The sequence below is a fragment of the Streptomyces changanensis genome, from assembly GCF_024600715.1.
Lineage (GTDB): Bacteria > Actinomycetota > Actinomycetes > Streptomycetales > Streptomycetaceae > Streptomyces > Streptomyces changanensis.
The window spans coordinates 4132646-4159424 of sequence record NZ_CP102332.1; the positions used below are offsets into that span (position 1 = coordinate 4132646).

Here is a 26779-nt window from a genome sequence, read left to right on the forward strand (position 1 = left end):
GGGCCCCGAGGGGGTCGCCGGCCCACGCCGGCGGCCCCCTCCGCCGCGTCCGGGTCCCGCGCCCACGACAGGCCCGCCACCGCGCGACCCGCACGCGTCCGGTACGGGAGGTGAGCCCGCCCGGCCCCGCCGCACCCACCACCCGGGGGCGAAGGGTACGGACGCCGCACGGGTGCTACGTCAGCGAGCCGAGGAACGCGCCCCACGCACGGTCGCTGACGACCAGTCCGGGACGGGCGGGGTCTTTGCTGTCGCGTACGGGAACGAGCCCGGCCAACCCCCTGCCGACCTCGACGCACTCACCGCCCTGCGCGTTGCTGTGACTGGACTTCCGCCACTCGACGAAGGCGCCCCAGGCGCCGTCGGTGACGACCAGCGCGGGGCGGTGCGGGTTCTTGCTGTCGCGGACCGGTACGACACCGGTGAAACCGTCAGCGACCTCGACGCAGTCGCCGCCCCCCTGATTGCTGTAACTGGACTTGCGCCAGGCGGCGCCGCTGAGATCGGCTCGGGAGACGTGGGTCACGGTGGTCCTCCATCGCGGAACGGATCAGGCGGGCCGAAGCCTCGGGGGACAACGCCTGAGCCAGCAGATGATCGAATGCTAGGGCGTACTGGGAAACCCGCCCAGCCTGTTCGACCAGCTCTCCGGACTGTGAGTTCTCCAGGTAGGCGACCGGCAGCCGATCGAGGAACGACAGGACGGTAAGTGCACCGCTCATGACAGCCGGCGCCCCGTGTTCGAAGGGGAGTACTTGCAGCGTAACGTTGTCCAACTGCGCTGAAACAGACAGCAGATGGCCAAGTTGTTCCTGCATCACTGCCCGTCCGCCGACGGGTCGTCGCAGAACGGCTTCATCGACGATGGCCCACAGCACGGTCGGACTCTCGCCCCCGCGCAGGATGCCCTGCCTTGCGAGCCGCGCGGTTAACAGCCCTTCGAGCCGGTCGCCGACACTGGGCACAGCATCGCCCAGGAGCGACCGCGCATAAGCCGGCGTCTGCAGCAGCCCATGCACCGTATGCGCGGAGTACGTCTGGATCTTGTGTGCCTGCGGCTCCAGGTGCACGTACTTCCGCGCCCAGTCCGGAATCGGCGTCCGCACGACGTGCAGCCACAGGTCGACCAGGTCGCCGTCCGCGCCGAGGATGCGGTCGAGCGCCTCGGCGACCTGCTGCGTCGGCGTCTCCGTGCCCAGTTCGAACCGGGCGATCATGCTGTGGGCGATCGGGATCTTCTCGCCCAGCTGCCGCTGGGTCAGCTCGGCGTGCACGCGGAGCTTGCGCAGCTTCGCGCCGAAGAGCGCCGAGAGGGACTGGGTGGGATCGAGTTCCTTGGGTGCGGGCATGCGTCTCCCCGGTTTCCGCTGGTCGCCTCGTAAGTCGTAACCCCTGGTGAACGTACTGCTACGCGCCGATTCTCGGGGTGGAACGTCGAACCGGGCCCGGAAAGGGGCAACGTGCATGGGGATCGCTGAACGGATGGCGGCGGCGGAGCGGATCAGGGAGGCGGAGGAGGCGCGGGACGTCCTGCGGGCCGCGCTCACCGAGGTGGGGGTGACCCTGCCGTCGCTGGGGCTCGACTGCGTGTCGCTGGCGGCGGACCCGCCGTACCCGCTGGTGGAGTTGGGCCGGTGCGCGCCGCGCACGGCCCGGCAGCTCGCGGCGGCGCTGTCGGCGGGCACCGCTCCGGGCGACCGGTCCTGACGGCGGCGGGTGGTCGGGGATGTCGAGGCTGACGGTCCGGACCCTGGAGGTCACGGGCGACGGGGTCCGGGTCGGTGACGTGATCGCGGTGGGCGGGGTGCCGCACACGGTGGGGGACGTGCGTCAGGTGCTGCCGGACCGCAGGCGGCTGGAGTTCGAGGACGGGAACGCGTACGTCCTGGGGCGGACCCGCACGATCCGGGTGGTGCGTACGTCCGTGGAGCGTTCGGGCTGAGGCGGGTACGGCGAAGGCCGCGGCCCGGACGCGGGTGCGTCCGGGGCCGCGGCCTTCGTGGCGCGGGCTCGGCTCAGTGGCGCGGGCGCGAGAACCAGGCGGCGCCGTCGGACTTGCCGACGAAGACGGCCACCAGGATGGCCAGCACCGTGTGGGCGAGGCCGATGACGACGAACGGGTAGATGCCGAGGATCGCCGTGATGATGCCGAAGACCATCGCGGTGATGCGGATGCCGTTGCCGCCGCTGCCGAACTTGGCGCCGAGGACGATGGCGAGCACGCCCCAGGCGAGGATCAGGACGGTGACGCCCCAGATCGCGCCGGTCGACATGTCGGCGAGCTGCTGGAACTGGATGTCGTTCTTCAGCGTCGGGTCTTCCTGGGCCGCGCTGATGGCGAGCGCGGTCAGGACGGCGCCGATGGCACCGATGAACTGCAGGCCGGCGATGACGAACAGCATCACGCGGGCCGCCTTGACGCCGCCCGGCATCTCCATCGGGGCACCCGGGTAACCGGCGCCCGGGCCGTACGGCTGGACCGGCGGGGCCTGGGGGTAGCCGTAACCGGGCTGGGCGGGCTGCTGCTGCTGGCCGTAGGGGTTGTTCGGGTCGCCGAAACTCATGGCGGGATTCCTCCGTGGGTCGTGCGGGGACGCGCGGTTCCGCGCGGAGGAACTGTCTGCTGCACCCATGTACGCGCCGCCCGTCCCCCCGGCACTGCCCGCGGCATTGCGCGGTCATCGTTGTATTAACATCATCTTTTTGTCCAGTCGGTTTGGGCGACTGTTGTGCAGATGCAACCTCTTCCGCCGGGGCTTGACGCCCCGGAATTGGAAGAGGGCGGGGGTCTCCGCGAGGATGGGCCCATGAGCGCCCAGATTCTCGACGGCAAGGCCACCGCCGCAGCGATCAAGTCCGACCTGACCGCCCGCGTGGCGGAGCTGAAGGCCGGGGGCGTCACCCCGGGACTCGGCACGCTGCTGGTCGGCGAGGACGTCGGCAGCCAGAAGTACGTGGCCGGCAAGCACCGCGACTGCGCCCAGGTGGGCATCGCGTCCATCCAGCGGGAGCTGCCCGCGACGGCGACGCAGGAGGACATCGAGGCGGTCGTCCGCGAGTTGAACGAGGACCCGGCCTGCACCGGGTACATCGTGCAGCTGCCGCTGCCCAAGGGCGTGGACACCAACCGGATCCTGGAGCTGATGGACCCGGCCAAGGACGCGGACGGCCTGCACCCGACCAACCTGGGCCGGCTCGTCCTCGGCGAGCCCGCGCCGCTGCCGTGCACGCCCGCCGGCATCGTCACGCTGCTGCGCCGTCACGGCGTGGAGATCGCCGGGGCGCACGTGGTGGTCGTCGGCCGGGGCGTCACCATCGGGCGGCCGATGCCGCTGCTGCTGACGCGCCGCTCGGAGAACGCGACGGTGACGCAGGTCCACACCGGTACCCGTGACCTCTCGGCGCACCTGCGGCGGGCCGACATCATCGTCGCCGCGGCGGGTGTGCCGCACCTGGTCAAGCCGGAGGACGTCAAGCCGGGCGCGGCCATCCTGGACGTGGGCGTCAGCCGCGACGCGAGCGGCAAGATCATGGGCGACGTGCACCCGGGCGTGCGCGAGGTGGCCGGCTGGGTCGCCCCCAACCCCGGTGGCGTGGGCCCGATGACGCGGGCGCAGCTGCTGGTCAACGTCGTCGAGGCGGCCGAGCGCGCCGCGGCCGACGCCGCGAAGTGAGCCGGAAGGGCCACCCCATGGGCGTACGGGCGAACGACGGATCCCGCGCGGCGGGCTCCGCACCCGACACGGCGGCCACCGCCGGTGCCGGCGCGCCGGGACCGGCCGACGTACCGGGACCGGAGGGCGTGCCGGGACCGGACGACGCGCCGGACACGGTCGGCACGGCCCCGGCCGGTGACGGCACGGCGGACGGCGCGCGCGCGACGGACGACGAGGGCGCGGCGGACGGCGCGGGCGCGACAGGTGGCGCGGGCACGGCGGAGGCCGGCGGCGACGCGGACACGGCGTCGCCCCGGGCCCCCGGCTCGGCTCCGTCCACGGCGGTCGGTGCGGCGGGTGACGTGGTGGCCGGAGCCGTCGCGGTGTCCGGCCGCCCGGCGCGACGGCCGCAGGCCCCGCAGCCCTCCCGGTCCCCGCAGTCGCCGGCACCGGACCGGGCGCGTGCCGCGAGCACGCCCCGTACCCCGGACCCGGCGGGGGAGCCGGCGCCGGACGGCGCGGAGGAGGAGTCGGCGGGCGGGACCCGGCGGCCGCCGGCCGTCACCGAGGGCACCGTCCGTCCCGAGGGCGGCGGTCGCGCGGCCCCCGGGGACGCCCCCGCGCCCGCCCGGCAGTGGCCGTTGCTCACCGTGCTCGGGATCACCGCGCTCGGACTGGTCGTCATCGGCTTCGACGCGTTCCGCCACGCGCCCCGTATCGGCGCGCTCCTGATCGGCGTCGCCCTGCTGACCGGCGCGGGACTGCGGCGGGCCCTGCCGTCGGTGGGCATGCTCGCCGTGCGGTCCCGGTTCACCGACATGATCACGTACGGGGTGCTCGGCGGGGCGATCGTGCTGTTCGCCCTCATGACGCAGCCCGACCCGTGGCTGGAGATCCCGTTCCTGAAGGAAGCCGTGCGCTTCACGGTGCGGTGATTGCCGGCACGCCCGGACCCCGGACCACGGCCCCGGACCCCGGCCTGCTCCCGGACCACGGCCTGATCCCGGCCTCCGGCCCAATCCCGGCGGCCCTCGGCCCCCGGCCCGCCCGGTCCCGGCTCCGGCGCTGCCCCCGGCCCGGTGGGGTCGCGTGACACGGAAGGCGGGCCGCCCCCTCGTCAGGAGGAGGGCGGCCCGCCTTCGTCGTGACCCCCGTCGGTGACGGCGCCCATCCCCTCCCCCGAGACAGGACGGGCGCCGTCCCCGCCTGAACAAGGGTCATGGACGCGCCAAAGCTGATCAAGGGACGCTCCGTTCCTGTGGCACGGAAGTGACCATTCCGGAACTCTGTGAGCACCCGGCCACGACTGGGAAACCGGGCCCCGGAGCTGCCATCCTGGCTTCGCGCGGCACGGACCGCGCCGGACGCATCGGGCGTGTCGGGCCGGTCCGGGGGACAAGGGGGAAGCAATGCCTCGGTGGAAGGCGCTGTCGGAGGAGCTCGACCCGCAGGTGCGGGAGTTCGCCGGCCGGTTGCGTCGGCTCGTCGACCGCAGCGGACTCGGCATCGCGGCCATCGCGGACCGCACGGGTTACAGCAGGACGTCGTGGGAGCGGTACCTGAACGGACGTCTGCTGGCACCGCGCGGCGCCGTCCTGGCGCTGGCGGAGGTCACCGGTACGAACCCTGACCACCTCATCACCCTGTGGGAGCTGGCCGAACGGGCCTGGAGCCGGGCCGAGATGCGGCACGACCTGACGATGGAGTCGATCCGCATCGCGCAGGCCCGCGCGGCCCTCGACGACCCCGGCGCCGCGGACGCCGCGCCGCCCGCCGGCACGGTCCCCGCCTCCCTCCCGTCGACGGCCGTCCTGCCGGTGGACGCCCCGCCGGGCACCGCGCGGCCGACGGCCCCGGCGGACCGGGTGCCGCCGGGGTACGTACTGCCGGACGCCGCTCCGACCGACCACGTACCGGAGGGGTACGCCCCGACCGACCACCTGCCGCCCGGGTACGTGCCGCCGGGGCGCCTGCCGGTGGACGACCACGTGCCCGCCGGCCGGCTGCCGTCGGGGCGGGGCCCCACCACGTACGCCCCCGTGGGCCAGGCCCTCGTGGGACACGCCCCCGTGGGACACGCCCCCGTGGGCCACGGCTCCGAGGGCCACAGCCCTGTGGGCCGCGGGCCCGGCGGGACGGGGCCCGGCGGGGCGCGGGGGCGGGCGGGGCGGACGGTGGTGTCGTTCCTCGCGGGCGCCCTCGGCGCGCTCCTCGTCGTCGTCGCGGCCGTCCTCCTCACCGACCTCGGCGGCCCGCGCGGCGACCGCGCGGCCGACGCCGCCGGGGCCGGGGTCCGCCGCCCCGCCGCGCCGCCCGCGGCCCCCGCCACCAGCGCCCCGCCCCCGCTCCCCGAGGGCGTCCGCTGCTCGGGCGCCGCCTGCGGCGGGCAGGACCCGCAGGTCATGGGATGCGGCGGCCGGCATGCCACCACGGTCGCCTCCACGGTCGTCGCCACCACCATGGTCGAGGTCCGCTACAGCCAGGTGTGCGGGGCCGCCTGGGCCCGCGTCAGCCAGGCCGCGCCCGGCGACGTCGTCAGCGTCACCGCGCCCGGCGCCACCCACGACGCCACGGTCGGCGGGGCCGACGACGACGCGTACACGCCGATGGTCGCCGTCGCCGACGGGACCGACGCCGGGGCCTGCGCGGCCCTGCGCACCACCGGGGTGAAGGGCTGCACGGCCACACCGTGACCGTGGCGCGTCGCCCGTTCGGGTGAGCTGCAACACAAGGGGGCGGGGGTTGGAGGGGGGTCGGGTCGGATAGCCTGACCGCTGGATATCTCCACGTCGAGACATCGCGCGGCGACACCGGGCGTCCTCGGCACGGGAGACGTCCCGCATCCGGGGAAGGGACCCCCACCGCCAGCTGTCTTACGGAGATCGCACATGACCCGCACTCCCGTGAATGTCACCGTCACCGGCGCGGCCGGCCAGATCGGTTACGCGCTGCTCTTCCGCATCGCCTCCGGCCACCTGCTCGGCGCGGACGTGCCGGTCAAGCTGCGCCTCCTGGAGATCCCGCAGGGCCTCAAGGCCGCCGAGGGCACGGCCATGGAGCTCGACGACTGCGCCTTCCCGCTGCTGCGCGGCATCGAGATCACCGATGACCCGAACGTCGCCTTCGACGGCGCGAACGTCGCCCTCCTCGTCGGCGCCCGCCCCCGCACCAAGGGCATGGAGCGCGGTGACCTGCTGGAGGCCAACGGCGGCATCTTCAAGCCGCAGGGCAAGGCCATCAACGACAACGCCGCGGACGACATCAAGGTCCTCGTCGTCGGCAACCCGGCCAACACCAACGCCCTCATCGCCCAGGCCGCCGCCCCGGACGTGCCGGCCGAGCGCTTCACCGCGATGACCCGCCTCGACCACAACCGCGCGATCTCGCAGCTCGCCGCCAAGACCGGCGCGGCCGTCTCCGACATCAAGCGCCTGACGATCTGGGGCAACCACTCCGCCACGCAGTACCCGGACATCTTCCACGCGGAGATCGCCGGCAAGAACGCCGCCGAGGTCGTCAACGACGAGCAGTGGCTGGCCGACACCTTCATCCCGACCGTCGCCAAGCGCGGCGCCGCGATCATCGAGGCCCGTGGCGCGTCCTCGGCCGCCTCCGCCGCCAACGCCGCCATCGACCACGTCCACACCTGGGTCAACGGCACCGCCGAGGGCGACTGGACCTCCATGGGCATCCCGTCCGACGGCTCCTACGGCGTCCCGGAGGGCCTGATCTCCTCCTTCCCCGTCACCTGCAAGGACGGCAAGTACGAGATCGTCCAGGGCCTGGACATCAACGAGTTCTCCCGCGCCCGCATCGACGCGTCGGTGCAGGAGCTCGCGGAGGAGCGCGACGCCGTGCGCGGCCTCGGCCTCATCTGAGTCGTCACCCGTGCCGTCCCGGCACACCCCACCGCCCCCGGTCGGCCTCCCGCCGCCGGGGGCGCGGCGTACCCCCGGGGCCGTCCGTCGCCGCCCACGCCCGCGTCCCCATCGCCTCCGCCGCCCCTGCCGGGGCCGCCTCCGCCGCCCCCAGGTAGGGGCGGCGCAGCTTCAGGAACGGCAGCTCCACCGCGTGGTACGTCAGGAACGACAGCGCCACCGTCAGCGGCAGCGCCACCGCGGCCGTCAGGGCGAACGCCGCCCACACCGGCGGCAGGGGGACCGCGGCGAGGACCCGCCCGGCGTACTCGCCCAGCACGGTCAGCACCATGAAGTGCGTCAGGTAGACCGAGTAGCTGACCTCGCCGAGCCGTGCCGCCCCCCGCGACAGCCACCCCGGCCCCTCCCGCCACGCCCGCCACCCCGGCCCCTCCCGTCCCGCGCGCCCCGCCGGGCCCGGGACGGCCGCCGGGGTCGCGCCGCCCCCCGGGGCCGCGCGCCCCGTGGCGTCCGCGCGGCCCGTGGCGTCCGCGCGGCCCGTGGCGTCCGCGCCCGTGACGTAGACCGCGACGAAGAGCGCCCACACGGCGCCCTCCACCGTGCCCCACACCAGCTTCAGTGGGCTGTCCGAGACGAAGCCGTGCAGCTGGTTGTACGACCACAGCGCGACCACCGCTGGCCCCAGCGCCGCCCACGCCGGCCACCGGCCGCCGGCCCGCTCCCCACGGCGCAGGTACCACCAGGCGGCCAGCATGCCCAGCAGGAACTGGTCGATGCGCCCCGCCAGCCCCAGGTACAGGGCGGTCGTCGGAGGCTCCGGCACCGGACTGCTCAGCCACACCAGCACCCGCAGGAGCGCGACGGCCCCCAGCAGCCGCAGCAGGGCGCCCGGCCCGCGCTCCGTCAGCAGCCGGTTCAGCAGCGGGAAGAGCAGGTAGAACTGCACCTCCACGCTGAGGGTCCAGAACACGCCCCCGTAGGGCTGGCCGGGCGTCGCGAACGTCAGCAGGCGCAGCACGTCCTCGTACGACACCAGCGCCACCTGCGTCGCCAGCCCGAGCACCGCGACGACCAGGTACAGCGGATAGACCCGCAGGAGCCGGTTGGTGACGAACCGTCCGTAGCGGATGGGGCGGCCGTGCGCGCCGACGGTGAAGATGAAACCGGACAGCACCATGAACAGGGCGACGGCGGTGTGCCCCTCGAAGACGAGCGTCGCGGCCGGGTTCGCCGAGTACAGCCAGCCCGTCTCCGCGGTGAACGCCCCGCCGCCCTCCAGCCGGGCGGTGAACAGCTGGCACCCGTGGTACAGCACCACGAGGACGGCGGCCGCGGCGCGCAGGTGGTCGACGGGGGCGAGGTAGACGCGGTCGCTGTCGCTGCTGCGCATGATCGAACCGTAGAGCGGGCCGGACCGCGCGCCGGGGCGACCGGGCGAGCGCGGACAGCACATCATCCATACGGATCATTGCGTTAGTACGATCGAATGTAGTATTTCTTATACATGAGCGAGCAGGTGCACAACAGGCTGGCCGTCGTCCGGGCCGAACGCAAGGTGTCGCGGCAGGCACTGGCGCAGGAGGTCGGCGTCCACTACCAGACCATCGGCTACATCGAGCGCGGACAGTACAACCCCAGCCTCGACCTGGCCCTGAAGCTGGCGGCCTACTTCCGACTCCCGGTGGAGGCGCTGTTCTCCCTGGAGCCGTTCCAGCCGCTCACGACGGAGATCTACGGGGTTGACGGGGACAACGGGAGGACCACCTCATGAGGACCGCCACGCGATACGACCAGCGGATGTACGCACTCATGAACCGGCGCGAGGCCGCGCCGCTCTACCGGACGGCGGCCCGCCGGCGGGCCCTGGTCGCCGCGCACGTGCTGCTCACCGCGGGGGCCGCCACCACGTGGCTCGCCATGGTCGTCGCCGACGCCACCTGGGCGGCGTTCGCGATGCTCGGCCTGCTGCTGCCCTGGGTGGTCGCCACCGGCGGCATCAACGCCGCCACCCGCGGCCTGCTCGAACTGCGCGGCCGGATGCTCGACGAGCGCCAGACCGCCGAACGCGACCGGGTCCGGGCCATCGCCCACCGGGTCACCACCGGTCTGCTCCTCCTCGGCACCGCCGCGTTCGGGCTGCTGCTGTGGACGACGGACGTCCGGGCCGGCGGCGAGGTCGTCTTCGCGGTGCTGTTCACGGCCCTCGTCGTGCACTGGCTGATGCCGCTGTGGGTGGCCGGACTGCGCGCCGAGGACGACGTCCGGACGGACGGCGACGACCTGCCGTAGGGCCTGCGGCAGGCCGGTCGGCAGGGGCTGTCGACGGCCGGTCCGCAGGGACTCCAGGCCGGTCGGCACGGCCTGTCGGAGGCCTGCCGCACGGCCTGTCGTAGGTCTGCCGCAGGGCCTGCCGGGGGTCTGCCGCAGGGCCTGCCGGGCGCCGGTCGGCACGGCCTGTCAGGGGTCTGCCGCAGGGCCCGTCGCGGGCCTGCCGTGGGTGACCCCCGCCACTTTCGCGCATGCTTCCACCCGCCCGGGGCAGGTGCCCGGCTCGCCGGTCAGGAGGGTTCTGACCGCACGAGGTACGGAAGGCAGTACGCGCAGTGTCGGAACACCACACACAGAGCATCCACGTGGCCGGGGAGTGGCGCACCGCCGCTTCCGGCGCCACCCGCGACATCCTCGACCCCGCCGACGCCACGACCCTCGCGGTCGTGGCGGAGGGCGGAGCCGAGGACGCCGACGCCGCGATCGCCGCCGCACGCGAGGCATTCGACCACGGCCAGGGGGAGTGGCCCACCACACCGGTCGCCGAACGGGCGGCGCTGCTGCGACGGGTCGCCGACCTGCTCCAGCGCGACCGCGAGTCGCTCGGGCTCCTGGAGAGCCGCGACGCCGGCAAGACCGTCGAGGAGGGCCGCGTCGACGTCGACTGCGTCAGCGACGCCTTCCGCTACTTCGCCGACCTCGTCGTCCACGAGAGCGGCGGACGCGTCGTCGACGCGGGGGACCCCGACGTCCACAGCGTCGTCGTGCACGAGCCGGTCGGCGTGTGCGCGCTGATCACCCCCTGGAACTACCCGCTCCTCCAGGCCAGCTGGAAGATCGCCCCGGCCCTCGCCGCGGGCAACACCTTCGTCGTCAAGCCGAGCGAGATCACGCCGCTGACGACGATCGCCCTGATGCGGCTCCTCACCGAGGCCGGGCTGCCGGCCGGCGTCGCCAACCTCGTCACCGGCCCCGGTGCCACCGTCGGCGCCCGCATGGCCGAACACCCCGACGTCGACCTGGTCTCCTTCACCGGCGGCCTCGTCAGCGGCACCAAGGTGATGCGCGCCGCCGCCGACGGTGTGAAGAAGGTCGCCCTCGAACTCGGCGGGAAGAACCCCAACGTCGTCTTCGCCGACGCCTGCACCACCCCCGAAGCCTTCGACACCGCCGTCGACCAGGCCCTCAACGCGGCCTTCATCCACAGCGGCCAGGTCTGCTCGGCCGGCTCCCGGCTGATCGTCGAGGAGTCCCTGCGCGAGCGGTTCGTCGCCGAACTGGCCCGCCGCGCCGACCTGATCCGCCTCGGCCGCGGCACCGAGCCCGGCGTCGAGTGCGGCCCCCTCGTCTCCGCGCAGCAGCTCGCCCGCACCGAGGAGTACGTCGCCTCCGCCCTCGCGGAGGGCGCCGTCCTGCGCGCCGGCGGGCAGCGCCCCACCGGACCCGGCCTCGACGACGGCTGGTTCTACCGGCCCACCGTCCTCGACCACTGCGACCGCACCATGCGGGTCGTCCGCGAGGAGGTCTTCGGGCCCGTCCTCACCGTCGAGACCTTCCGCACCGAGGACGAGGCGGTCGCCCTCGCCAACGACACCGAGTACGGACTCGCCGGCGGCGTCTGGTCCGCGGACGCCGGCCGCGCCCGCCGCGTCGCCCGCCGGATGCGCCACGGCACCGTCTGGATCAACGACTTCCACCCCTACCTCCCCCAGGCGGAGTGGGGTGGCTTCGGCAAGAGCGGCATCGGCCGCGAACTCGGCCCAGCCGGCCTCGCCGAGTACCGCGAGAGCAAGCACGTCTACCAGAACCTCGCCCCGCGCCCGGTGCGCTGGTTCAAGGGCTGAGCGGCGAGCGAACAGGGACGCAGGACAGGACGTAGGACACACATGACCACGGACACCGCCCATACCGAGCAGACCCCCGAGACGGAGTACGACTACGTGATCGTCGGAGGCGGCACCGCCGGCTCCGTCATCGCGCGCCGCCTCACCGCCGACCCCGACGTCACCGTCGCCGTCATCGAGGGCGGCCCCGACGACCGCGACCGGCCCGACGTCCTCACGCTGCGCCGCTGGCTCGGCCTCCTCGGCGGGGACCTCGACTACGACTACCCGACCGTCGAACAGCCCCGCGGCAACAGCCACATCCGGCACAGCCGCGCCCGCGTCCTCGGCGGCTGCTCCTCCCACAACACGCTGATCTCCTTCAAACCCCTCCCCTCCGACTGGGAGGAGTGGTCCGAGGCCGGCGCCACCGGCTGGCACGCCGCCGCCATGGACCCCTACTACGACCGGCTCCTCAACAACATCGTCACCGTCGACGAGAAGGACCGGAACGCCATCGCCCGCGACTTCGTCGACGCGGCGCGCACCGCGCTCGGCGTCCCGCACGTCGACGGGTTCAACCGGAAGCCGTTCCACGAGGGCGCCGGCTTCTTCGACCTCGCCTACCACCCCGAGGACAACAAGCGCTCCTCCGCGTCCGTCGCGTACCTGCACCCCGTCATGGACGAGCGCCCCAACCTCCGGATCTGGCTGGAGACCTGGGCGTACCGGCTCGAACTCGACGGTGACCGCGCCCGCGGCGTCCACGTCCGCCGCGCCGACGGCACCGAGACGCTCGTCACCGCCCGCCGCGAGGTCGTCCTGTGCGCCGGCGCCGTCGACACGCCCCGGCTGCTGCTGCACTCCGGGATCGGCCCCCGGCGGGACCTGGAGGCGCTCGGCATCCCCGTCGCCCACGACCTGCCGGGCGTCGGCGAGAACCTGCTCGACCACCCCGAGTCGGTCATCGTCTGGGAGACCCACGGCCCGATCCCCGAGAACTCCGCGATGGACAGCGACGCCGGACTCTTCGTCCGCCGCGACCCCGCCGAACCCGGGCCGGACCTGATGTTCCACTTCTACCAGATCCCCTTCACCGACAACCCCGAGCGCCTCGGCTACGAGAAGCCCGCGCACGGCGTGTCGATGACGCCCAACATCCCCAAGCCGCGCAGCCGCGGCCGCCTCTACCTGACCAGCGCGGACCCCGAGGTGAAGCCCGCCCTCGACTTCCGCTACTTCACCGACGAGGGCGACTACGACGCCCGCACCCTCGTCGACGGCATCCGCCTCGCCCGCGAGGTCGCCGCCACCGAACCGCTCGCCTCCTGGCTCAAGCGCGAGGTCTGCCCGGGCCCGGACGTGACGGGTGACGAGGAGCTCGGCGAGTACGCCCGCAAGGCCGCCCACACCGTCTACCACCCCGCCGGCACCTGCAAGATGGGCGCCGCCGACGACCCCACGGCGGTCGTCGACCCCGACCTGAGAGTCAGGGGACTGCGGGGCCTGCGCGTCGCCGACGCGTCGGTCTTCCCGACCATGACGGCCGTCAACCCGATGGTGGCGGTGCTGATGGTCGGCGAGAAGGCCGCCGACCTGCTGGGTGGTGACGCCCGATGACCACGACCCCCGCGACCGCCGCCGGTACCCCCGGCACCGCCGGCACTCCCGGTACCCCCGGCACCGCCGGCACGCCCGCCACCGCCGGTACTCCCGCCACCGCCGGCACGCCCGGCACCGCCGGTACTCCCGGCACTTCCGTGACTGTTGGCACTCCTGGTGCTGCCGGTACTCCTGCTACGGACGCGTCGCCCGACGTGCCCGTCTTCGGCGTCCGCAACCTGTGGAAGGTCTTCGGCCCCAAGGCCGGCCGCGTCCCCGCCGACCCCGCCCTCGCCGACCTCTCCCCGGCCGAACTGCGCGCCCGCACCGGCTGCACCGCCGCCGTCCGGGACGTCTCCTTCGACGTCCGCCAGGGCGAGGTCTTCGTCGTCATGGGGCTCTCCGGCTCCGGCAAGTCCACCCTCGTGCGCTGCCTGACCCGGCTCGTCGAACCGACCTCCGGCAGCCTGGAGTTCGACGGCGGCGACGTCCGCGCCATGGACCGCGCCCGGCTGCGCGAACTGCGCCGCCACCGCGCCGCGATGGTCTTCCAGCACTTCGGCCTGCTGCCGCACCGCACCGTCCTCGACAACGTCGCCTACGGCCTGGAGATCCAGGGCGTCGGCCGCGCCGAACGGCGCGCCAAGGCCGCCGAGTTCGTCGCCAAGGTCGGTCTCGCCGGACTGGAGCACCGCAGGCCCGGCCAGCTCTCCGGCGGCCAGCAGCAGCGCGTCGGCCTGGCCCGCGCGCTCGCCGTCGACCCCGCCGTCCTGCTGTTCGACGAGCCGTTCAGCGCGCTCGACCCGCTGATCCGCCGCGACATGCAGGAGGAGGTCGTCCGGCTCCACCGCGAGGAGGGCCGCACGATGGTCTTCATCACCCACGACCTCAGCGAGGCGCTGCGCATCGGCGACCGCATCGCGCTCATGCGCGACGGCCGCATCGTGCAGCTCGGCACGCCGGAGGAGATCGTCGGCGCGCCCGCGGACGACTACGTACGCGACTTCGTCCGGGACGTGCCGCGCGAGCAGGTCGTCACGGTCCGCACCGCCATGCGCCCGATCTGCGCGGACGACGCCCCGAACGGGCCGGCGCTGCCGCCCGGCGCGACGGTCTCCGAGGCCATCACCGCCGCCGCCCTCGGCGGCGGCGCCCCGGTCCGCGTCGTCAAGGACGGCCGCTGCCTGGGCGTCGTGGACCACGAGGCCCTCCTGGGCGTCGTCGCGGGGGTCACACCCCCGGCCGGGAAGGCGGCGGCATGACCCCGACGAAGGCCCCGAACCACAACCCCCCGAACAAGCCCCCGCTCCCGCACGGCACGTCCCCCGCGGACAGGCCCGACGGAACCGCGCCCCCGGCGTCCCCCGGCGCGGTGACCCGCGCCCCGGACGCGGTGACCGGCCACGGCCGGGACGCCAAGGCGTCCGGGGCGGTGAGGGCCGACTCTTGCGTGCCGGGTGTGAGCCCGAGCGGTACCGGCGGGCCCGCGACCGCGGCGACCGGCTCCTCGGACGCGGTGGCCGGCCACGGTCGGGACGCCGGTGCGTCCGGGGCGGAGGCCGCTGCGCCGGGCGCGGCCGGGGGCTTCTCGGACGCGACCCCCGCCGACGGTCGGGACGGCAAGGCGGCCGGCGGCTGCGGCACGAGCGCGCCTCCCTCGGACGCGACCCCCGCCGAGGGTCGGGACGCCGGTGCGTCCGGGGCCGTGCGGCGGTGGGGGGTTCTCGGGGGCCTCGTCGTCGTCCTCGGCGTGCTCGGTGCGTGGCTGCTCGGCGGTGGCGCCTGGCCCGCCGGGTTGACCGTCGACCTGTCGACACCGCTCGACGCCGCCAACACCTGGGTGCTCGACAACCGCGACACCCACCCCGTCTTCCTGTACTTCCTGCTGCACCTCTCCAACACCGCCACCGACGCCGTCGACGCGGTGTACCAGCTCCTCGCCGCGATGGGCTGGCCCGGCGTCCTGGCCGCCGCGGTGCTGTTCGCCTGGCGCGCCGCCGGCTTCGACCGCCGGGGCGCCCGCGTCGCCGCCACGGCCCTCGGCGCGTTCGCCGTGTGCGGGTTGCTCGGCATGTGGGACGCCACGCTGCTCACGATCGCGCTGATGGTCGTCGCCGTGGCCCTGGCCGCGCTGCTCGGCGTGGTGATCGGGCTCGCCGCCGGGCTGTCCGACCGTGTCGACCGCCTGCTGCGCCCGGTGCTCGACACCATGCAGGTGCTGCCGGCCTTCGCGTACCTCCTGCCGTTCGTGCTGGTCTTCGGCACCGGCACGCCCGCCGCGCTGTTCTGCACGGTCATCTACGCCGCCCCGCCGATGGCCCGCCTCACCGCGCTGGGCCTGCGCTCCGCCGACCCCGGCGTGCTGGAGGCGTCCGTGTCCCTGGGCGCGGGCCGCCGCCAGCGCCTGTGGACCGCGCGCCTGCCGCTGGCCCGCCGCCAGATGCTGCTCGGGCTCAACCAGACGATCATGATGGCGCTGTCCATGGTGGTCATCGCCGCCCTCGTCGGCGCCGGCGGCCTCGGCGAGGAGGTGTACTCGGCGCTGTCCACCGTCGACGTGGGCAAGGCGCTCGCCGCGGGCGTCCCGATCGTGCTGATCGCGATCTGGCTGGACCGTACGACCGCGGCGGCGGGCGACCGACTGGGCGCCGCGGACTCGGCTCCCGACGGGCGCGCCGGTCCGCTGCACGGCCGTTCCGCGTGGGCGCTGGCCGCTGCCGGCACCCTCACCGCGACCCTCGTCGGGCTCGCGCTCGGCACGCGCTGGCCGCGCGGCTGGACGTACGACATCTCCGCGCCCGTCAACCGGGCACAGGACTGGGTCGTCGACCACTTCTCCTCCGGCGTGCCCGTCGTCGGCGGCACGGAGGTCTGGTCGGAGACGTTCACCGTGTGGCTCCTCAACCCGCTGCGCGACGCCCTGCAGGGGCTGCCCTGGTGGGCACTGCTGCTGGTGGTCGCCGTGCTGGCCCGGCTGGTCGGCACCTGGCGCACCGCGCTGACGGCGACGGTCGCGCTCGCCGCGACCGGTGTGCTCGGCGTGTGGACGCAGTCGCTGGACACGCTCTCGCAGGTCGTCGCCGCCCTCGCCGTCACCCTGGTCCTCGGCGTCCTGGTGGGCGTGGCGTGCGCCCGGCTCGGGTGGGTGGAGCGCTGGCTGCGGCCGGTGCTGGACACGCTGCAGACCCTGCCGCAGTTCGTGTACCTCATCCCCGTGGTGGCCCTGTTCGGCGTCAGCCGTGCCGCGGCGATCATCGCGGCGGTCGTGTACGCGCTGCCCGCCGTCATCCGCATCACCACGCAGGGCATCCGCGAGGTGGACCCGGCGGCCATGGAGGCGGCCCGTTCGATGGGCGCGTCGCCGCGACAGCAGCTCTTCCAGGTGCAGTTGCCCCTCGCCCGCCCGGCGCTCCAGCTCGCCGTCAACCAGGGCGTCGTCCTGGTCCTCGCCGTGGTCGTCGTGGGCGGCCTCGTCGGCGGTGGCGCGCTCGGCTACGACGTCGTGAAGGGGCTGTCCCGGGGCGAGATGGGCGTCGGCGTGACGGCCGGCCTCGCGATCGTCTGCCTGGGCCTGGTCCTGGACCGGCTCACGCAACCGACGGCGCGCACGCCGAAGCACTGACCGCACGCGCCCCACAGGAGCACCCCCATGCGCACCACAGACAGCAGCACCACCCGCACGACGAGTACCGCCGGTACGGGCTGCAGCGCCGGTACCGCCGGTGGCGCCGCCCGTACCGCCGGTGGCACCCGCCCCGCCCGCCCCGCTCGCCCCGCCCGCGCGGCCCGTACCGCCCGCGCGGCCACGGCCGTCGCCGCCGCCCTCGGCGTGCTGGCGCTCGGGGGCTGCGGGGCGGCCGAGACCGGCAGGTCCCAGTACGCGGGCGACGACGCGAAGACCGTCCGGCTCTCCGTCCCGTCGTGGGTCGGCGCCCAGGCCAACGCGGCCGTCGCCGAGTACCTGCTGGAGAAGGAGCTCGGCTACACGGTCAAGACCCAGCAGATGGGCGAGGTCCTCGCCTGGGACGCCCTCTCCCGGGGCGACGTCCACGCGGTCCTGGAGGACTGGGGCCACCCCGAGCAGGAGAAGCGGTACGTCGGGGAGAAGAAGACCGTCGTCAGTGGCGGCGACCTCGGTGTGACCGGCCACATCGGCTGGTTCGTGCCGAAGTACTTCGCCGACGCGCACCCCGACGTCACGGAGTGGAAGAACCTCGACAAGTACGCGGACCGGCTCGCGACCCCCGAGTCCGGCGGCAAGGGCGAACTCCTGGAGGGTTCGCCCGACTACGTCACGCACGACGAGGCACTCATCCGGAACCTCGACCTCGACCTGAAGACGAACTACGCCGGCTCCGAGGCCGCGCAGATCACCGCGATCAGGAAGAAGGCCGAGGACCGCAAGCCGTTCCTCACCTACTGGTGGACGCCGCAGTGGCTGAACTCGCAGGTCGAGATGGTGGAGGTGAAGCTGCCCCCGTACGAGGAGGGGTGCGACGCCGACCCGGAGAAGATCGCGTGCGCCTACCCGGACACGCCCCTGCAGAAGTTCCTCAACGCCGACTTCGCGGAGAAGGGCGGGGAGGCGGCCACCTTCCTGAAGAACTTCCGGTGGACGACCGAGCAGCAGAACGACGTCGCCCGGATGATCGCCCACGAGAAGCTCTCCCCGCAGGAGGCGGCGGAGAAGTGGGTCAAGGGGAACGAGGCCACCTGGAAGACCTGGCTCCCGCGCTGACCCGGCTCCCGCGCTGACGGGGTGCCGGCGCCGGCCCGGCAGCCGCGCCTGAGGGGGCACGCGGGTGCCCGCGCCGATCCGGCGCCCGCGCCCGACGGGGTGCCCGCGCCGATCCGGCGCCCGCGCCCCCGCCGCGGGCCGCGCCCCCGCCGCGGGCCGCGCCCCCGCCGCGGGCCGCGCGCCCGCCGAGGGGCAGCGTGCCCGCCGGGCCGCGCCGCGCGGCACCCACCGCGCCGCGCCCGTCCGGCCGGGTGACGGCACACCGTCACCCGGCCGGACGCACCTCGTCCGCCACCGCCCGCAGGGCCGCCATCGTGCGGCCGTGCATCCCCGCGCCGAACGTGACGCGGCCCGCGCCCAGCCGCCCCAGCTCCGCGACCCCGGGCCCGCCGGGCAGGGCGAGCGCGTTGACCGGCACCGGGACTTCCGCGGCGAGCAGCGGCAGGTGCTCCGGCGGGGCGAGGATCGGGTACACGCCGTCCGCGCCCGCCTCGACGTACAGCAGGCAGCGGCGGACGGTCTCCTCCGGGTCCGTCACCCCGTGGCGGTACGTGTCCACCCGGGCGTTCAGGAACAGCTCGCCGCCCGCCTCCTCGCGGAACTCCGCGAGCCACGCGGCGTGCGCCCCGGCGTCCCGCAGCCCACCACCGGACGGCGCTCCGGCCCCGCCGGGCCCACTCGCCGCACTCGTCGTACCCGCCGCACCGGCTCCGCCGGCCCGGCCGCTCCCGAAGTCCCCACTGTCCTCCAGGTTCACCCCCGCCAGCCCGGCGTCGCGGACCCGGGCGGCCAGCTCGCGCGGCGGCAGCCCGTACCCCGCCTCCAGGTCCGCCGAGACCGGCACGTCCACGGCGCGGACGATGCGGGCCACCGCCGCGAACATCTCGTCGGCAGGCGTCCGCCCGTCCTCGTACCCGAGCGACGCCGCCACCCCCGCGGACGGCGTCGCCAGGGCCGGGAACCCGGCCCCGGCGAGGACCCGGGCGCTCCCCGCGTCCCACGGGCCCGGCAGGACCAGCGGGCCCCGCCGGGGCCGGCCGCGGTGCAGGGAGCGGAAGTCCGCCGCGAGCCGGGCCGTCCGCTCGCGGGCCGCCCCCTCCGTCACTTGTACCGGCCCGGCGTGTAGTGCCCCGGCACCGAGCGGCACGTCACGGCGATCCGGTTCCAGGAGTTGATCACGACGATGGAGGCGATCAGGTGGGAGAGCTCGACCTCGTCGAAGTGCTCGGCCGCCCGCGCGTAGACCTCGTCCGGCACGAAGCCGTCCGTGAGGACGGTGACCGCCTCCGTCAGTTCGAGGGCGGCGAGCTCCTTCTCCGTGTAGAAGTGGCGCGACTCCTGCCAGGCGCTCAGCTGCACGATCCGCTCGACGGACTCGCCCGCCGCGAGGGCGTCCTTGGTGTGCATGTCCAGGCAGAAGGCGCAGTGGTTGAGCTGCGAGGCGCGGATCTTGACCAGCTCCACCAGCACCGGGTCCAGGCCCTTGTGGGCGGCGGCGTCCAGTCTGATCATCGCCCGGTACACCTCCGGGGCGTGGTCGGCGAGCGCCAGCCGGGCGGGGTGCTCGGCGGCGAGGCCGGCCGGTGCGGCGGCGGTGCCGGTGGTCTCGGTGGCGTCGGCGGGCTGCGCCCGCGTCGTCGCGTCGGTCGTCGCGTCGGTCGTCACATCGGTCGTCATGTCCTCGAACGTACGCCCCTGTTGGCGCAGCGGTATGGTCCATTTCCATGACGGATCACCGGGCCACCTCGGACGCCATGGCCGCCTTCGGCACCGACCTCCACCTGGACATCGGCGGCGGCACCGGTCTGCGCGCCGGGCTGATGGACGCCCTGCGCGAGGCCGTCCGCAGCGGCCGTCTCGCCCCCGGGACCCGGCTGCCCTCCTCCCGGACGCTCGCCGCGGACCTCGGCGTGGCCCGCAACACCGTCGCCGACGCCTACGCCGAGCTGGTCGCCGAGGGCTGGCTCACCGCCCGCCAGGGCTCCGGCACCCGCGTCGCCCGCCGCGCCGCCCTCCTCCCGGCGCGCAGGGCGCAGGCGGGCGGCACCTCGCCGCTGCCGTGGCAGCGGGCCCGCGCCCGCGCCCGCACCGGCCGACCGCTGCACACGCTCCACCCCGGCACCCCCGACGTCGGCTCGTTCCCGCGCGCGGAGTGGCTCAAGGCGGCCCGGCGGGCCCTCGCCGACGCCCCGCACGACGCGTTCGGCTACGGCGACCCGCGCGGCCGCCCCGAGCTGCGGGCCGCCCTCGCCGAGTACCTGGCCCGCGCGCGCGGCGTGCACGCCGACCCCGACCGCATCGTGGTGTGCTCCGGCTTCGTCCACGGCCTGATGCTCGTGGGCGGCGTGCTGCGCGCCCGCCGCGTGAGGGACGTCGCCGTCGAGTCGTACGGCCTCGACGTGCACTGGCGGCGACTGGCCGACGCCGGGCTGCGCACGTCGCCGCTGCCGCTCGACGGGCGCGGCACCCGCACCGAGGCGCTCGCGGAGGGCGCCACCGGCCGGCCCGGCGCGGTGCTCATCACGCCCGCCCACCAGTTCCCGCTGGGCGGCGCCCTTCCCCCCGACCGCCGCGCCGCCCTCGTCGACTGGGCGCGCGCCTCCGGCGGGCTCGTCCTGGAGGACGACTACGACGGCGAGTTCCGCTACGACCGGCAGCCCGTGGGCGCCCTCCAGGGCCTCGACCCCGACCGGGTCGTGTACCTCGGCACCGCCAGCAAGTCCCTCGCGCCGGGGCTGCGCCTGGGCTGGATGGTGCTGCCCCCGCACCTGGTGGACGAGGTGGTCGCCGCGAAGGGCGACGTGGAGTGGGCGCCGGGCGCGCTGGACCAGCTGACCCTGGCCAAGTTCCTCGCCTCCGGCGCGTACGACCGCCACGTGCGCTCCATGCGCCTGCGCTACCGGCGCCGCCGCGACCAGCTCGTCACCGCGCTCGCCGCCCGCGCGCCGGGCGTCCGCGTCAGCGGCATCGCCGCCGGCCTGCACGCCGTGCTGGACCTCCCGCCCGGTACCGAACGCCCCGTCCTGCACGCCGCCGCCCTCCAGGGCCTGGCCCTCCAGGGCCTGCACGCCTTCCGCCACCCCGCCGCCACGACCACCCGCGACGGCCTCGTCGTCGGCTACGCCACCCCCACCGACAGCGCCTGGCCGGGAGCCCTCGAAGCCCTGTGCCGGGTACTGCCGTAGCAGGAACGACGCAGGCGTTCTACGCTGTCCGGCGTTCCACGCTTCAACGGGGGAGAACCACATGCGCAGACTCAGGTCGAGCCACGTCGTACTGGGAGGGATGGGCGCGCTCGCGTTGACGCTGACCTCCTGCGGGAGCTCCGAGCCGGACAGGCGGTGCGTCGACCCGGTCACGCGCGAGGTCCTGCCCGACTACAAGTGCCGCGGCGGCGGCAGCGGCGGCAGCGGGGGCGGTTCCGGCTCGTACTACTACGGCGGGTCCGCCAACAGCGGCAAGGTCGAGGGCGGCAGCTTCGACAAGGCGACCGTCCAGCGCGGCGGCTTCGGCTGCTCGGGCAGCGGCGGCGGCTGACCGGCGGCGCGCGCACACCATGGAACGCCACACCACCGAACCCCGCCCGGACTGGCAGCGCATCGTCGAGGAGCAGGGCTGCGTCTACCCGCTGACCCGGCACCCGGACGGCTCGCTGCGCCCGTACTGGGACGAGTCCGCGTACTACTCCTTCACCCTCCCCGAGGTCGAGGCGCTGGAGGAGGTCGTCGAGGAGCTGCACGCCATGTGCCTGGCGGCGGCCGCGCACATCGTCGAGCGCGACCGGTTCGCCGACCTCGGCATCACCGACCCGCGCCTGGCCGGCCTCGTCGCCGAGTCGTGGCACCGGCGCGCCGAACTGCCGTCGCTGTACGGAAGGTTCGACCTGCGGTACGACGGCCGGGGCCCGGCGAAGATGCTGGAGTACAACGCCGACACCCCCACCTCGCTCGTCGAGGCGGCCAGCCCGCAGTGGTTCTGGATGGAGGAGCGGTTCCCCGGCGCCGACCAGTGGAACTCGCTCCACGAGCGGCTCGTCGACGCGTGGCGGCGGCAGGCCCGCCTGCTGCCGCCCGGCCCGCTGCACTTCGCGCACTCCGACGGCGACGAGATCGGCGAGGACCTGATGACCGTCGCCTACCTGCGCGAGACCGCCGAGCAGGCCGGCATCACCACCGAGGCGCTGTCGGTGGAGCGGATCGGCTGGGACCGGCTGTCGGGCCGCTTCGTCGACGACCGGCTGCGGTACATCCGCAGCTGCTTCAAGCTCTACCCGTGGGAGTGGCTGGTCACGGACGCGTTCGGCCCGCACGTCCTGGACACCCTCGACAACGGCGGCGGCACGGGCAGCACCTGCTGGATCGAACCGGCGTGGAAGATGCTGCTGTCCAACAAGGCGCTGCTGGCCGTCCTGTGGGAGCTCTACCCGGGCCACCCCAACCTCCTGCCCGCCTACCTCGACGGCCCGCGCGAGCTGGCCGCCGAGGGCGGGTACGCCGCCAAGCCGCTGCTGGGCCGGGAGGGCGCCGGCGTCACCCTCCACGAGCCGGGCGCCGACCCGGTGCTCCGCCCGGAGCCGTGCTGCTACCAGCAGCTCGCCCCGCTGCCCGACTTCGACGGCAACCGCGTGGTGCTGGGCGCCTGGGTGGTCGAGGACGAGGCCGCCGGGCTCGGCATCCGCGAGTCCTCCGGCCCCGTCACCGACACCTACGCCCGCTTCCTGCCCCACGTCATCCTCTAGACGGGCCCGCCGACCGCACGGGCCCGCCGACCGCACGGGCCCGCCGACCGCACGGGCCCGCCGACCGCACGGGCCCGGCACCCGCGACCGGCCCCGCCGGGGGCGGTCGCGGTCGCCGGGCCCGTCTGCGGCCGTCAGACCGCGAGCACCTCCCGCAGCTGCTCCAGGCCCCAGTCCAGGTCCTCCTTGGAGATCACCAGCGGGGGCGCGATGCGGATGGTCGAGCCGTGGGTGTCCTTCACGAGCACCCCGCGCGCCATCAGCCGCTCGGAGACCTCACGCCCCGTCCCCCGGCCGGGGTCCAGGTCCACGCCGGCCCACAGGCCGCGCCCGCGCACCTCGCGCACCGCGCCCGGGCCGACCAGCAGGTTCAGCTCCCGGTGCAGGTGGTCGCCGAGTTCGGCCGCCCGCTGCTGGTACTCGCCGGTGCGCAGCATCGCCAGCACCTCCAGCGCCACCGCGCAGGCCAGCGGGTTCCCGCCGAACGTCGAACCGTGCTCGCCCGGCCGGTGCACGCCCAACACCTCCGCGCTCGACACGACCGCCGACACGGGGACGACCCCGCCGCCCAGCGCCTTCCCGAGCAGGTACATGTCGGGGACGACGCCCTCGTGTTCGCACGCGAAGGACCGGCCGGTGCGGCCGAGGCCCGACTGGATCTCGTCCGCGACGAACAGCACGCCCCGCTCGCGGGTCAGCTCCCGCACGCCCGCCAGGTAGCCGGGCGGGGGCACCAGCACGCCCGCCTCGCCCTGGATCGGCTCCAGCAGCACGGCCACCGTCTCGTCGGTCACCGCCGCCGCCAGCGCCTGAAGGTCGCCGTACGGGACGACGTCGAAGCCCGGCGTGTACGGGCCGTGGTCCTCGCGCGCCTCGGGGTCCGTGGAGAAGCTGACGACGGTCGTCGTGCGGCCGTGGAAGTTGCCCGCCGCCACGACGATCCGCGCGGCGCCGTCCGGGACGCCCTTGACCCGGTAGCCCCACTTGCGGGCGGTCTTCACGGCGGTCTCCACCGCCTCCGCCCCGGTGTTCATGGGCAGCACCGTCTCCATGCCGCAGAACTCCGCGAGCTGCGTGCAGAAGTCGGCGAACCGGTCGTGGTGGAAGGCGCGCGACGTCAGCGTCACGCGGTCCAGCTGCGCCTTGGCGGCTTCGATCAGACGGCGGTTGCCGTGGCCGAAGTTGAGCGCCGAGTAGCCGGCGAGCAGGTCGAGGTAGCGCCGCCCCTCGACATCCGTCATCCACGCGCCCTCCGCCGTCGCCACGACCACGGGCAGCGGGTGGTAGTTGTGCGCGCTGTGCGCCTCGGCGGCAGCGATCGCGTCCTGCGTTCTCGACACGGGGTCTCCGTTCGTCATCGTACGGCCGGTCGTCTCTATCGTCGCTCGCCGCGGGACCGGGGAAACCTGGCCCCGCGCGGCGCCGATAGGGTGGACGGTACGCGCGGCGACTGGCGTACGGGGAAGCGACCCCGGGGGAGCCGTGCGCGGCAGACCGCACGGGGAGCCGCCCGCCTGGGCCCCCGGGGGACGACACCCGAGCTGCCCACCCCGGAGGACGCCATGACCGGACCCGCCACGCCCACCCCCGCCCGCCCCGCGGCACCCGACGGACCGCACGCCGGAACGGCCACGACGGCCACCGCGGCACCCGCCGGACCGCACCCCGCGACGGCCGCCGCGGCGCCCGCGGCCGCGCACCCCGCGCTCGCCGCGGGCGACCCCGAACTCGCCGCGCTCGTCCGCGCCGAGGAGCGTCTCCAGGCCGGGACGCTCCGCCTGATCCCCAGCGAGAACTACGTCTCCGCCGCCGTCCTGGAAGCCTCGGGCACGGTCCTGCAGAACAAGTACAGCGAGGGGTACCCCGGCCGCCGCTACTACGAGGGCCAGCAGGTCGTCGACCAGGTCGAGCGGCTCGCCGTGGCCCGCGCCAAGGCCGTCTTCGGCACCGACCACGCCAACGTCCAGCCCTACTCCGGCTCGCCCGCCAACCTCGCCGTGTACCTCGCCTTCGCCCGCCCCGGCGACACCGTCATGGGCATGGCCCTGCCCATGGGCGGCCACCTCACCCACGGCTGGGGCGTCTCCGCCACCGGCACCTGGTTCCGCGGCGTGCAGTACGGCGTGCGCCGTGACACCGGCCTCGTCGACCTCGACCAGGTCCGCGACCTCGCCCTGAAGGAGCGGCCGAAGGTGATCTTCTGCGGCGGCACGGCCCTGCCCCGCACGATCGACTTCGCCGCGTTCGCGGAGATCGCCCGGGAGACCGGCGCCGTCCTCGTGGCGGACATCGCGCACATCGCCGGCCTCGTCGCCGGCGGCGCGCACCCCTCGCCCGTGCCGCACGTCGACGTCGTCTCCACGACCACCCACAAGACCCTGCGCGGCCCGCGCGGCGCGATGCTGATGTGCCGCGAGGAGCACGCCAAGGCGATCGACAAGGCGGTCTTCCCCGGCCTGCAGGGCGGCCCCCACAACCAGACGACCGCCGCCATCGCGGTCGCCCTCCGCGAGGCCGCCCAGCCGTCCTTCCGCACCTACGCCCACCGGGTCGTCGCCAACGCCCGCGCCCTCGCCGACGCCCTCCTCGCCCGCGGCTTCGACCTCGTGTCGGGCGGCACGGACAACCACCTCGTCCTCATCGACCTCACCGGCCGGGACGTCCCCGGCAAGATTGCCGCGAAGGCCCTCGACCGGGCGGGCCTCGTCGTGAACTACAACACGGTCCCGTACGACCCGAGGAAGCCCTTCGACCCCTCCGGCATCCGCATCGGCACCCCCTCGCTCACCTCGCGCGGACTCGGGCCGGAGCACATGGAGACCGTCGCCGACTGGCTCGACCGGGGCGTCGCCGCAGCACACGCGGGCGACGAGGACGCCCTCGCGGCGATCCGCGCCGAAGTGGCCGACCTCATGGCCCGCCACCCGGCGCCCGGCATCCCCGCCTGACCCTCCGGCGGGGGCCCCGCGGGCCCCCGCCGAACGGAGTCCCGCGCTCCGGCGGGGAGTCCCGACCTGTCCGCCGGACCTGAGAGAATGGCGGACATGGCCTCCACGCAGCGACCTCGTGTGCTCTCCGGGATCCAGCCCACCGCGGGCTCCTTCCACCTCGGCAACTACCTCGGCGCGGTCCGCCAGTGGGTCGCCCTCCAGGAGACCCACGACGCCTTCTACATGGTCGTCGACCTGCACGCGATCACCGTCCCGCAGGACCCGGCGGAGCTGCGCGCCAACACCCGGCTCGCCGTGGCCCAGCTGCTGGCCGCCGGGGTCGACCCGGAGCGGTGCACGCTCTTCGTCCAGAGCCACGTCCCCGAGCACGCCCAGCTCGGCTGGGTCATGAACTGCCTGACCGGGTTCGGCGAGGCCTCCCGCATGACGCAGTTCAAGGACAAGGCCGCCAAGCAGGGCGCCGACCGCGCCACGGTCGGCCTCTTCACGTACCCGATCCTCCAGGTCGCCGACATCCTGCTGTACCAGGCGCACCAGGTCCCGGTCGGCGAGGACCAGCGCCAGCACATCGAGCTGACCCGCGACCTCGCGGAGCGGTTCAACGGCCGCTTCGGCGAGACCTTCACCGTCCCGGCGCCGTACATCCTCAAGGAGACGGCGAAGATCTACGACCTCCAGGACCCGACGGCGAAGATGTCGAAGTCGGCGGCGACGCCCAAGGGCCTGATCAACCTCCTCGACGAGCCGAAGGCCACCGCCAAGAAGGTCAAGAGCGCGGTCACCGACACCGACACCGTGATCCGCTTCGACCCCGAGGGCAAGCCCGGCGTCAGCAACCTCCTCACGATCATGTCGACGCTCACCGGCACCCCCGTCGACCGGCTGGTCGAGGGGTACGAGGGCAAGATGTACGGCGCCCTCAAGACGGACCTCGCCGAGATCGTCGTGGACTTCGTCACGCCCTTCCGCACCCGCACCCAGGAATACCTGGACGACCCGGAGACGCTGGACTCGATCCTGGCCAAGGGCGCCGAGAAGGCCCGCGCCGTCGCGGCCGAGACCCTCGCGCAGACGTACGACAGGGTGGGCTTCCTGCCCGCCAAGCACTGAGGCCGGACGGCTCTG

Annotated in this window: 25 protein-coding genes; 18 read left to right on the forward strand and 7 right to left on the reverse strand. The window is 74.5% G+C overall.

The window, feature by feature from the left end; all coding sequences use genetic code 11:
* Nucleotides 1-175: 175 nt before the first annotated feature.
* Both NRO40_RS18435 and NRO40_RS18440 read right to left on the reverse strand, forming a co-directional pair.
* Nucleotides 176-526: a DUF397 domain-containing protein gene (locus NRO40_RS18435; protein ID WP_079047140.1), complete on the reverse strand. Its 351-nt coding sequence runs from the start codon at nucleotides 524-526 to the stop codon at nucleotides 176-178.
* Nucleotides 432-1349, reverse strand: coding sequence for a helix-turn-helix domain-containing protein (locus NRO40_RS18440; protein WP_058942755.1), 918 nt, complete (start codon nucleotides 1347-1349; stop codon nucleotides 432-434). Before NRO40_RS18440 ends, NRO40_RS18435 begins: the two co-directional genes overlap by 95 nt.
* Before the next feature lie 115 nt (nucleotides 1350-1464).
* On the opposite strand from NRO40_RS18440, the gene NRO40_RS18445 reads away from it, so the two are divergent.
* Nucleotides 1465-1707, forward strand: a complete 243-nt coding sequence (locus NRO40_RS18445) for a hypothetical protein (protein WP_058942756.1) — start codon at nucleotides 1465-1467, stop codon at nucleotides 1705-1707.
* 19 nt (nucleotides 1708-1726) lie between these two features.
* The gene (locus tag NRO40_RS18450; protein ID WP_058942757.1) at nucleotides 1727-1942 is read left to right on the forward strand and encodes a hypothetical protein; all 216 of its coding nucleotides are present in this window, start codon (nucleotides 1727-1729) and stop codon (nucleotides 1940-1942) included.
* A gap of 73 nt (nucleotides 1943-2015) precedes the next feature.
* Here NRO40_RS18450 and NRO40_RS18455 read toward each other — a convergent pair whose 3' ends face one another.
* A complete protein-coding gene (locus NRO40_RS18455) occupies nucleotides 2016-2564 on the reverse strand; it encodes a hypothetical protein (RefSeq protein ID WP_058942758.1) in 549 nt (182 codons plus the stop codon).
* Between the two features lie 243 nt (nucleotides 2565-2807).
* On the opposite strand from NRO40_RS18455, the gene NRO40_RS18460 reads away from it, so the two are divergent.
* From NRO40_RS18460 to NRO40_RS18475, 4 genes are all read left to right on the forward strand, one after another.
* The gene (locus NRO40_RS18460; RefSeq protein ID WP_058942759.1) at nucleotides 2808-3674 is read left to right on the forward strand and encodes a bifunctional methylenetetrahydrofolate dehydrogenase/methenyltetrahydrofolate cyclohydrolase; all 867 of its coding nucleotides are present in this window, start codon (nucleotides 2808-2810) and stop codon (nucleotides 3672-3674) included.
* 17 nt (nucleotides 3675-3691) lie between these two features.
* A complete protein-coding gene (locus NRO40_RS18465) occupies nucleotides 3692-4591 on the forward strand; it encodes a DUF3017 domain-containing protein (protein ID WP_079047141.1) in 900 nt (299 codons plus the stop codon).
* 474 nt (nucleotides 4592-5065) lie between these two features.
* Nucleotides 5066-6349, forward strand: a complete 1284-nt coding sequence (locus NRO40_RS18470; RefSeq protein ID WP_058942760.1) for an XRE family transcriptional regulator — start codon at nucleotides 5066-5068, stop codon at nucleotides 6347-6349.
* 195 nt (nucleotides 6350-6544) lie between these two features.
* Nucleotides 6545-7534, forward strand: coding sequence for a malate dehydrogenase (locus NRO40_RS18475; protein WP_058942761.1), 990 nt, complete (start codon nucleotides 6545-6547; stop codon nucleotides 7532-7534).
* Between the two features lie 4 nt (nucleotides 7535-7538).
* Here NRO40_RS18475 and NRO40_RS18480 read toward each other — a convergent pair whose 3' ends face one another.
* A complete protein-coding gene (locus tag NRO40_RS18480; protein WP_198549363.1) occupies nucleotides 7539-8924 on the reverse strand; it encodes an acyltransferase family protein in 1386 nt (461 codons plus the stop codon).
* Between the two features lie 114 nt (nucleotides 8925-9038).
* On the opposite strand from NRO40_RS18480, the gene NRO40_RS18485 reads away from it, so the two are divergent.
* The 7 genes from NRO40_RS18485 (at nucleotide 9039) to NRO40_RS18515 (ending at nucleotide 17965) form a co-directional block, all read left to right on the forward strand.
* Nucleotides 9039-9305, forward strand: coding sequence for a helix-turn-helix transcriptional regulator (locus tag NRO40_RS18485; RefSeq protein WP_058942763.1), 267 nt, complete (start codon nucleotides 9039-9041; stop codon nucleotides 9303-9305).
* Nucleotides 9302-9823, forward strand: coding sequence for a hypothetical protein (locus NRO40_RS18490; RefSeq protein ID WP_058942764.1), 522 nt, complete (start codon nucleotides 9302-9304; stop codon nucleotides 9821-9823). Before NRO40_RS18485 ends, NRO40_RS18490 begins: the two co-directional genes overlap by 4 nt.
* Before the next feature lie 314 nt (nucleotides 9824-10137).
* Nucleotides 10138-11646 carry an aldehyde dehydrogenase family protein gene (locus NRO40_RS18495; protein WP_058942765.1) on the forward strand — a complete coding sequence of 503 codons (1509 nt, stop codon included), beginning with the start codon at nucleotides 10138-10140 and terminating at the stop codon, nucleotides 11644-11646.
* Between the two features lie 42 nt (nucleotides 11647-11688).
* Entirely contained in the window at nucleotides 11689-13245 is a 1557-nt protein-coding gene (locus NRO40_RS18500) for a GMC family oxidoreductase (RefSeq protein ID WP_058942766.1), read from the forward strand.
* Nucleotides 13242-14489 (forward strand): quaternary amine ABC transporter ATP-binding protein, encoded by a 1248-nt coding sequence (locus NRO40_RS18505; RefSeq protein WP_232791103.1) that lies wholly within the window; start codon nucleotides 13242-13244, stop codon nucleotides 14487-14489. Before NRO40_RS18500 ends, NRO40_RS18505 begins: the two co-directional genes overlap by 4 nt.
* Nucleotides 14486-16849 carry an ABC transporter permease gene (locus tag NRO40_RS18510; RefSeq protein WP_079047142.1) on the forward strand — a complete coding sequence of 788 codons (2364 nt, stop codon included), beginning with the start codon at nucleotides 14486-14488 and terminating at the stop codon, nucleotides 16847-16849. The genes NRO40_RS18505 and NRO40_RS18510 overlap by 4 nt, the downstream gene beginning before the upstream one ends.
* Before the next feature lie 27 nt (nucleotides 16850-16876).
* Complete coding sequence (locus tag NRO40_RS18515; RefSeq protein WP_079047143.1) at nucleotides 16877-17965, forward strand: ABC transporter substrate-binding protein; 1089 nt, start codon at nucleotides 16877-16879, stop codon at nucleotides 17963-17965.
* A gap of 265 nt (nucleotides 17966-18230) precedes the next feature.
* On the opposite strand, the gene NRO40_RS18520 is transcribed toward NRO40_RS18515, so the two are convergent.
* Nucleotides 18231-19070: an isocitrate lyase/PEP mutase family protein gene (locus tag NRO40_RS18520; RefSeq protein ID WP_058944741.1), complete on the reverse strand. Its 840-nt coding sequence runs from the start codon at nucleotides 19068-19070 to the stop codon at nucleotides 18231-18233.
* On the reverse strand, nucleotides 19067-19642 hold the full coding sequence (locus NRO40_RS18525; protein ID WP_079047446.1) for a carboxymuconolactone decarboxylase family protein: 576 nt from the start codon (nucleotides 19640-19642) through the stop codon (nucleotides 19067-19069). The genes NRO40_RS18520 and NRO40_RS18525 overlap by 4 nt, the downstream gene beginning before the upstream one ends.
* A 47-nt stretch (nucleotides 19643-19689) precedes the next feature.
* Between NRO40_RS18525 and pdxR the strand changes: the two genes are divergently transcribed.
* The 3 genes from pdxR (at nucleotide 19690) to NRO40_RS18540 (ending at nucleotide 22703) form a co-directional block, all read left to right on the forward strand.
* Nucleotides 19690-21150: a MocR-like pyridoxine biosynthesis transcription factor PdxR gene (gene pdxR / locus NRO40_RS18530; protein ID WP_257375447.1), complete on the forward strand. Its 1461-nt coding sequence runs from the start codon at nucleotides 19690-19692 to the stop codon at nucleotides 21148-21150.
* Nucleotides 21151-21211: 61 nt separating this feature from the next.
* Nucleotides 21212-21502, forward strand: coding sequence for a hypothetical protein (locus tag NRO40_RS18535; RefSeq protein WP_157901934.1), 291 nt, complete (start codon nucleotides 21212-21214; stop codon nucleotides 21500-21502).
* Nucleotides 21503-21521: 19 nt separating this feature from the next.
* Complete coding sequence (locus NRO40_RS18540) at nucleotides 21522-22703, forward strand: glutathionylspermidine synthase family protein (RefSeq protein WP_058944743.1); 1182 nt, start codon at nucleotides 21522-21524, stop codon at nucleotides 22701-22703.
* 134 nt (nucleotides 22704-22837) lie between these two features.
* Here NRO40_RS18540 and rocD read toward each other — a convergent pair whose 3' ends face one another.
* Nucleotides 22838-24043, reverse strand: a complete 1206-nt coding sequence (gene rocD, locus NRO40_RS18545) for an ornithine--oxo-acid transaminase (RefSeq protein WP_058944759.1) — start codon at nucleotides 24041-24043, stop codon at nucleotides 22838-22840.
* 222 nt (nucleotides 24044-24265) lie between these two features.
* Between rocD and NRO40_RS18550 the strand changes: the two genes are divergently transcribed.
* A complete protein-coding gene (locus NRO40_RS18550; RefSeq protein ID WP_058944744.1) occupies nucleotides 24266-25651 on the forward strand; it encodes a serine hydroxymethyltransferase in 1386 nt (461 codons plus the stop codon).
* 96 nt (nucleotides 25652-25747) lie between these two features.
* Complete coding sequence (trpS, locus tag NRO40_RS18555; RefSeq protein WP_058944760.1) at nucleotides 25748-26764, forward strand: tryptophan--tRNA ligase; 1017 nt, start codon at nucleotides 25748-25750, stop codon at nucleotides 26762-26764.
* The last annotated feature ends 15 nt before the right edge of the window (nucleotides 26765-26779 follow it).